Raw genomic sequence first — 7,865 nt, forward strand, 5'->3', positions numbered from 1 at the left:
CACCCCTTGGGCTAGCTGGCTGGGACCGTCCGACCCTCACGACACCCAATGTGCTAGACGCGCTTGTCCTGATCGACCAGTCCGGCGGCCTTCAGAAGCGCGCTGATCTAGCGGTAGCCATAGCGTCCGTACTTGTCAGCCAAAGCCACGAGATCGACCGTCAGCGCCTCTTCATCATCGCCGCCCCGCGGTACCTTGCGCTGCGTCGAGCGATGCTGTCCGAGCGCCATGCAGTCACGGCGCTCGGAGACGGTCATCGTCCGCATGATGTGCTCGACACAGGCGCGTCGGCGCGCGGGGCTCGAGACGTCTTCCCCGGGACGCCTCCTGCAGGATCAGCTTGTCCAGCGTCAAATCGGCGATGGCTTTTCGAAGCCGAGCATTCTCAGTTTCAAGACTCTTCATCCGTCGAACCTGCTCTGATTTCAGTCCGCTAAGCCGACGCCTGAGAACGCCGGATGTATTTTTCATTCGTCGCGGGCAAGCGCCCCTACAAAGTGGCGCTGCATTCGAGTGAAGGCTAAGAGGTGCTCACCCTAATTCGATGCTGGCCGCACCCGCCGAACCGGGTCGACGCGACAGGTTGCGACATTGCGACCAGTCCGGAACCAGAGCCCGGTGGAAGGGCTTCTCCCGCGACAATCGCAATGGAAGCCACTTTGGTGCAAGCACACTGTGGCTAGAGGTCGAAGGGGCAGACCCCATAATGAACTATAAGCTCGCCCTAAGTCTTCCACTCCTCGCCTTCCTGGCTTGGCCCGTTTCGGCCCAGACCGCAGGCCATACGGCACGGGCGGTATTGATTCATGGCAACTACTGCGGACCAGGCAACAACGCTCCCGCGGCTCCGGTGGACGCGCTCGATGCGGCCTGCGCCCGACACGATGCATGCACCCCCGATGGCGGGTTGGCCACGAAGGCCTGCAACCTGCGCCTTCAGAAAGAGGCGGACGCCATCTCGCGCGACCCCCGGCAGCCGGACGAACTAAGGGCCATGGCAGGCTTGGTGTCAGCCGGTGCCTCGATGATGATGTCGGCCCGTGAGCCCGCGACCGAGACGGAGGTCGCCCGAAGCCAGGGTGAAAAGGCTTGGGCAGCGTACACCCGGTAGTCCCCACTTCGCGCCAATCGGTATCGTCGCGTCACCCAAGCAGGCGCCGTCCCGTCAGTCGGCCAGCGCCGCCCGGTCTCTGCCTTGTACCATCTGCCCTTAGACCCGCTTCCGAGGAACGAGCATGGCGTACCTTCGCTACGCGCCAGACATCGAGACGCCCGCACCTGACGAGCAGAAGTCCATCGATGGGATCATCCAAGGGATGACCCAGCAGTCGCAGGTTGTCGAGAAGCGAGAGCACCGGGCCGTGCGTGCGAGCCACGCCAAGAGTTCGGCCTGCGTCATCGGAGAGCTGTTCGTCCCGGAGAACCTGCCGCCCGAACTCGCGCAGGGTCTGTTCGCCAATCAAGGGACGTACAAGGTCGCCGTACGCTTCGCCCAGGGGCCGGGCGAGACCCTAGGCGACCGAGTGTCCACCCATCGCGGCATGTCGATCAAGGTTTTCGGCGTGGCCGGCGCGAGGCTGCCCGGCCACGACGTCGACACTCAGGACTTCGTGCTCGCCACCGGCACGACCCTCCCGTCGGGCACGGCGGCGGGCTTCCTGCGGGACGGCACAGTGATCGGGAAATCGACGGGCCTGCCAGAGGGCGTGAAGAGCGCGGTCGCCGCCACGGCGCGCAACCTCAACCGCGTGCTGCACGCCTTCGGCACGGAGAGTGCCATGGCCGATTTCCTCGGCCACCCCTACAGCCACCCGCTCGCCGACAGCTACTTCAGTCAGGCCCCAATGCGGTTCGGCGACTACGTCGCCAAGCTTGGCGCAGTCCCGGCTTCGCAGGCGCAGCTGGACCTGGCCGAATGGCGGCTCGACCCGCACGGCGACGAGGACGGCTTTCGTCACGCGGCGGCGGCGTTCTTCCGCGAAACCGACGTGGTCTACGAGCTGAAGGCGCAGCTTTGGGCCGATGCTGAGCGCCAGCCCATCGAGGATGCGTCGGTCGACTGGCCGGTCGCGGTCAGTCCCTACCGGACGGTGGCGACGCTCCGCCTGCCCCGGCAGGACGCCTACTCCCCTGAGCGGGTGCGTTACTTCGACGAGGTGATGACCTTCCGCCCCGCGCACAGCCTCGCGGCGCACCAGCCGCTCGGTTCGGTGATGCGGGCGCGGCTTCAGGTCTACCGGGCGCTGAGCGATTTCCGCCACCGGGAGAACGGCGTGACCGCCGAGAACACCGCCTCGCCGGAGAGCATTCCGGCCTGACGCCGACCCCTTTCCGCCACGCACAGAGGAGCCAACCATGACCCTTCAGGGCAAGACCATCGCCATCCTGATCGCCCCTCGGGGGACGGAGGAGCCGGAGTTCACCAAACCCCGCGAGGCGCTGCTCGCGGCCGGCGCAACCGTCACGGTGGTCGGGCTTGAGGCGGGCGAGGCCGAGACGGTCAATAACGACCTCGACCCGGCTGGGAAGTATCCGGTCGACAAGGTCATCGACGGCGTATCCGCCTCAGACTTCGACGGGCTCGTCATCCCCGGCGGCAGCGTGGGGGCCGACAAGCTCCGGGGCAGCGAGGCCGTGGTCGGCTTCGTCCGGGACTTCTTTCAGCAGGCCAAGCCGGTCGGCGTTATCTGCCACGGGCCCTGGACGCTGGTGGGGGCCGACGTCGTTAAGGGGCGCAAGCTGACGTCGTTCCCGACCGTGAAGACCGACAATCCGTAACGCGGGCGGGGAATGGGTCGACGCGGAGGTGGTGGTCGACAAGGGCCTCGTCACCAGCCGCAACCCGAAGGACCTGCCGGCGTTCTGCGCCAAGATCGTCGAGGAGTTCGCGGAAGGGCGCCATCGGGAGCAGGCCTGCAGCGCCTGAAGCCGTCTCACGCCCGCTTCGGCTTAGCCTAGCCCCAGGCACTCAACGTCGGTCGACCTAACCACCGCTTCTTCAAGGAGACAGCCATGGATCTCGGCATCAAGGGACGGGTCGCCGTCGTGACAGGTGGGAAGTCGGGCATGGGTCGCTCGACCGCCGAGCATCTGTTGCGCGAGGGCGTCCACGTCGTTCTGACCGACAAGGAAGGCGCCGAACTGCAGGCCACGGCCGCGGAGCTATCGGCGCTGGGTCAAGTCCGCGCCGTGGAAGCCGACCTGAGCGGGGCCAAGGGGATCGAGGTGCTCGCCGCCTTCGCCAACATGGCCTTCGATGACAAGCCCACCATCCTCGTCTGCGCCGCCGGCATCACGGGAGCGTCCGGCGACTTCCTCGAACTCACGGACGAGGACTGGATTGAGGCGTTGCAGACCGATCTCATGGCCGGAGTGCGCGCGACCAGAGCCTTCATCCCGCACATGCGCAAGGCGGGCTGGGGCCGCATCGTGCTGTTCTCCTCGGAGGACGCGGTGCAGCCCTATATCGAGGAACTGCCGTATGCCGCCGCCAAGGCCGGTGTTCTGAACCTCGCGAAGGGATTGTCGAAGGCCTATGGCCCGGACGGCGTACTCGTGAACGCGGTCGGCCCGGCCTTCATTGCCACGCCGATGACCGACGCCCAGATGGAGAAGAAGTCGAAAGAGAAGGGCATCTCCTTCGACGAGGCGGTTCAACAAACGTTGGATGAGGAGCGCCCCGGCATCGTCGCCAAGCGCCGCGGCCGAGCTGAGGAGGTTGCGGCGGCAGTGGCGTTCCTTTGCTCGGAACACGCCAGCTTCATCACCGGCGAGTTCCTCCGGGTCGACGGCGGCTCCGTTATGACCATGGGGGCCTAAAGCTTCGTTGCGGACCAGCAGCCGTTCGGTGTTGAGGCACATAGGAACGGCTGCTTTCTGGACGCCCGCGCTCTCACAGCAGTGACTGCGTTGGGTCGGGTCCCGACCGTCCGTTCAACGGCCGGGGTGGGTGGTTTCCTGCCCGTCCGCTTTGGGACGGCGATGTATGAAAGCCGACATCGCCGCCGAGCCCGGTCCCGACCCTTCTCGGACCCTGCGAAGGTCAGCTTCCAGCCTGTTTAAACAGAGGCCAACGACCGGGTCGGGTGGTTCTCTGCCCGTCCGCTTTCGGACGACAGGTGCATCGAAGCGGACATAGCGGGGTCTTGAACACACCGACCAAGCCGGAAGCCGAGCCTGCTTAGACCGAACCCCTCCCATGAAGGCCGAGGAGCTGGTGCAGGATGTCGCCCAGTTGCACTGCCGAGTACGGCTTCTGCAGCAGCTCGAACCCGTGCGTGCCCTCCTGCGCCAGCACGTGGCTATAGCCGGATGCCAGGACCACCGGCAGGTGCGGCAACCGCCGCTGCAGAGCCTTGGCGAGCTCTACGCCACCCATGCCTGGCATCACCACGTCGGTGAACACCAGGTCGAAGCCTGCGCCGTCGCCGCCTACCTGGTCCAGCGCCTCCTCGGCGTTGGCTGCCCAGGTCGGTCGGTAACCCAGGTCTTCAAGGATCTGGGTCGCGAACTGACCGACGCCGATGTTGTCCTCAACGACGAGGATGCGTTGCCCCGTGCCGAGCGGCGTCTGCCCCCCGTCGGGCCCGCGGACACGGTCCTGGACCTCCTCTTGCTCGACTTCCGGCAGGTAGAGGGTGAAGGTTGTGCCTTCCCCGACGGTGCTGGCAACGTCGATGTCGCCGCCCGACTGCTTGGCGAAGCCGAATACCTGCGACAGGCCGAGCCCCGTGCCCTTGCCGACCTCCTTGGTCGTGAAGAACGGCTCGAAGATCCGGCTGAGCAGGTCTGGGGGGATGCCTGAACCCGTGTCGACGAGGGAGACCGTGGCGAAGGCTTTGCGCGAGCCGGCATGGCCGCGGATGACGGGAAGGGCCGTCCGGCATCCGAGGCGCAGGGTGAGCGTTCCCTCCCCGTCCATGGCATCGCGCGCGTTGACGGCCATGTTGATGAGCGCGGTCTCGAACTGGCTTAGATCCGCTCGGACGAAGCAGGGCGCATCGGGCACCTCCGCGACCACGTGGACGCGTGCGCCCGTCACGGTATCGAGCATCTCCGCGATCCCGCGCATCCTCTCGCCGACGTCGAACACCTCTGGCTTGAGGGTCTGCCGGCGTGCGAAGGCGAGCAGCTGGCCGGTGAGCTTGGCCGCGCGCTCAACCGTATCGGAGACGGCGTTGAGATACCGATCCTTGCGCACTTCTGGCAGGTCCGGTCGTCGAAGGAAGTCCACGGACGAGCGGATGATGGTCAGCAGGTTGTTGAAATCGTGCGCGACTCCGCCGGTGAGCTGGCCGACGGCTTCCAGCTTCTGGGATTGGCGAAGGGCCTCCTGAGCCTGCTCCAGCTCGGCCTGCCTTTCCCGGGCCTCGGTGATGTCGCGCCCGGTCGCGTAGGTCAGCGTTCCGGCAGGGGCGGCGGTCCATGAGATCCAGCGCGTCGAGCCATCCTTGTGCCGGTAGCGGTTGACGATGTGGGGCATCCCGCCCTCGGCCGCCTCGGTATAAGCACCAACCGTTTCCACGTGGTCCTCCACCAGGACGAACTCGTTGACGTGGTGCCCGACCAATTCGTGCGGCTCGTAGCCGAGAAGGCGGGTCCATGCCGGGTTGACCCGCTGGAAGATGCCTTCGAAGTTGATGATCAGCATCAGGTCGGGAGCGGTGTCCCACATCAGGTCTCGCTCGTTCGTGCGCTCCTCCACGCGCTGTTCCAAGGTCGCGTTCAGGCTGCGCACCTCGCCGAGTGCCTGTTCCAGGCTCTCTTGGCTGTCTTTGAGCGCGGCGTCGGTCAGCACCCGCTGCGTGGTCTCGTCGGCGAAGATGAACAAGCCCGCGATCCTGCCGTCGGCATCGAGCACCCGCGAGTAGGAGAAGGAGAACCAGGTCTGCGCCGCCCCCCGGTCGGTATCGAGCTTCCATGGAAGGTCCTCGAAGCGATGGCTGCGCCCGGCGAAGGCGTCTTCGATGATGGGCTTGGCCTGGTCCCAGGCGTCGGCCCAGACCCTGTCGAAGCGTTCGCCCGTGGCCCAGGCCACCCGGGGGCCGAGCAGGCGGGAATAGGTGTCGTTGAAGAAGAAATGGAGGTCCGGCCCCCAGGCCAGGATCATGCTCTCGGGCGAGTTCAGGACCAGCGAGAGCGCGGTCTTGAAAGCTTGCGGCCACGTCTCGGGGTGCCCGAGAGGATGAGCCGACCAGTCGCGCTCGCGAATAAGGCGCGCGGCCTCACCGCCGCCAGCAAGGAAGGCCGTCGCGTCACTCACCGCGTCATGCCCCGCGGACGCCGTACGAAGCGGCAGAGGCTGCGCCCGGACGTCCTCTTGCTGGGTCGGTGACACTCCTCATTGAGGGTGTCGAAGACCGTACGGTCGTGATTTTCGCAGTCGCCCGAAGGCGTGATCGCACGCTTCGGCTCATCGGAGGACATTTCAGGGGCCATGCCCCCTTATGGCACGTGCGCCTTCAGTGGTCGCCGAGGGATTGCTCCTCGGCCGAGCTATGGCGCTCGCTTTTCACCCCGAACCGAGGTTGCGATGAGGCGGCGAACGGGTACTTACGGGAGGCGCTCACAACGATGTGAGAGATTAGACTGGATCGGAAGCGGTCTCCGCCCCGCTGCCCGAAGGCGGACATTCCGTTTCCGACCCTCAGCGGACCCTTGGAACGTCCGCTAGTAGGCTGCTTGGCCACGTGACGACCCCACGGCTGGGACGCGGGGACTTATGTGCGATTTTAGATGGGTCCGAAGCGCGCCGCCGCGAAGTCGAGGAATGAGCGGAGCTTGGGCGTGATGCGCCGGTCGGCGCGTAAAGGATGTGAAGGGGGCGTTCCGAGCGCCATCCCGGCAGGACGCGGACCAGCCGGCCGGAGGCGAGGTCGTCCGCAAGGAGCTCCTCGGCATGATGGATCACGCCCATCCCGGCCAGGGCCGCCTGGCGCAAGGCGTGGCCGCTGTTCGCGGAGAACCGCGCCCCAATGGGCACGACGACCTCCCCCTCGTCGCCGTGGAAGGTCCAGCGTTCCTCCAGCGCCGAGCCCAAGAAGCCAAGGCAGGCATGCAGGGTGAGGTCGCCCGGGTGCCGCGGCCGCCCTTGCCGCTCCAGATAGGCCGGCGACGCACAGGGGATGAGGTTGAGGGGACGCAGGCCCCGGGCGATCAGGCTGCCGCCGTGAAGCGGGCCGGCGCGGAACACGCAGTCGTAGCCCTCGTCCACGAGGTCGACGACCCGGTCGCTGAGGGTGAGGCGAACCGTGACCTCGGGGTTGTCGGCCATGTACGCAGGCAGAAGCGGCGACAGGCTGTAGGTGCCGAACGAGACCGGGGCGTTGATCCGCAATTCGCCCCGGGGCCGGGCTCGGCTATCAGCGGCGATGGCCTCGGCCGCCTCCAGCTCCGCCAGTGATCAGCCCCCATTGAAGTGGTCCGCCCTTTGGTATGGCTTTTGAGCCTGGAGGACGGACAAGATGGCAAAGCCCCCGAATCCCGAGGAGATCGTCGCGAAGCTACGTCAGGCAGACGTGCTGATCTCACAGTGCCAGAGCGTGGCCGATGCAATCCGCGCGCTCGTCGTGAGCTCAGTGACATACTCCCGGTGGAGGCGGGGTTTTGGCGGCCTGAAGTGGCATCATGTGCGTGGGGTGACGAGTCTTTAGAGCTACAATGATCGGATTCGAAAAGCCATCGCCGATTTGACGCTGGACAAGCTGATCCTGCAGGAGGCGTCCCGGGCAAACTTCTGAGCCCCGCGCGCCGACGCGCCTGTGTCGAGCACATCATGCGGACGATGACCGTCTCCGAGCGCCGTGCCTGCAGGGCGCTCGGACAGCATCGCTCGACGCAGCGCAAGGTACCGCGGGGCCGCGATG

At 66.3% G+C, this 7,865-nt stretch carries 5 protein-coding genes and 3 pseudogenes; 5 read left to right on the top strand and 3 right to left on the bottom strand.

The window, feature by feature from the left end; translation table 11 throughout:
• Positions 1-110: 110 nt before the first annotated feature.
• Positions 111-447: pseudogene (locus MKK60_RS26415) on the bottom strand (IS3 family transposase); the annotation flags it as partial.
• 259 nt (positions 448-706) lie between these two features.
• Between MKK60_RS26415 and MKK60_RS26420 the strand changes: the two are divergent.
• From MKK60_RS26420 to MKK60_RS26435, 4 genes and pseudogenes are all read left to right on the top strand, one after another.
• A complete protein-coding gene (locus MKK60_RS26420) occupies positions 707-1,111 on the top strand; it encodes a hypothetical protein (RefSeq protein ID WP_243989088.1) in 405 nt (134 codons plus the stop codon).
• A 124-nt stretch (positions 1,112-1,235) separates the two neighbouring features.
• Positions 1,236-2,318, top strand: coding sequence for a catalase family protein (locus MKK60_RS26425; RefSeq protein ID WP_243989089.1), 1,083 nt, complete (start codon positions 1,236-1,238; stop codon positions 2,316-2,318).
• Positions 2,319-2,355: 37 nt separating this feature from the next.
• A pseudogene (locus MKK60_RS26430) lies at positions 2,356-2,926 on the top strand (type 1 glutamine amidotransferase domain-containing protein).
• 86 nt (positions 2,927-3,012) lie between these two features.
• Positions 3,013-3,819, top strand: coding sequence for an SDR family NAD(P)-dependent oxidoreductase (locus tag MKK60_RS26435; RefSeq protein ID WP_243989090.1), 807 nt, complete (start codon positions 3,013-3,015; stop codon positions 3,817-3,819).
• Positions 3,820-4,180: 361 nt separating this feature from the next.
• Here MKK60_RS26435 and MKK60_RS26440 read toward each other — a convergent pair whose 3' ends face one another.
• Positions 4,181-6,109 (bottom strand): PAS domain-containing sensor histidine kinase, encoded by a 1,929-nt coding sequence (locus tag MKK60_RS26440; RefSeq protein ID WP_243989092.1) that lies wholly within the window; start codon positions 6,107-6,109, stop codon positions 4,181-4,183.
• A gap of 537 nt (positions 6,110-6,646) precedes the next feature.
• A complete protein-coding gene (locus MKK60_RS26445; RefSeq protein WP_243989091.1) occupies positions 6,647-7,336 on the bottom strand; it encodes a LysR substrate-binding domain-containing protein in 690 nt (229 codons plus the stop codon).
• Between the two features lie 127 nt (positions 7,337-7,463).
• Between MKK60_RS26445 and MKK60_RS26450 the strand changes: the two are divergent.
• Positions 7,464-7,865 (top strand): annotated as a pseudogene (locus tag MKK60_RS26450) (IS3 family transposase); the annotation flags it as partial.

This window comes from Methylobacterium sp. J-092 (genome assembly GCF_022829325.1).
Lineage (GTDB): Bacteria > Pseudomonadota > Alphaproteobacteria > Rhizobiales > Beijerinckiaceae > Methylobacterium.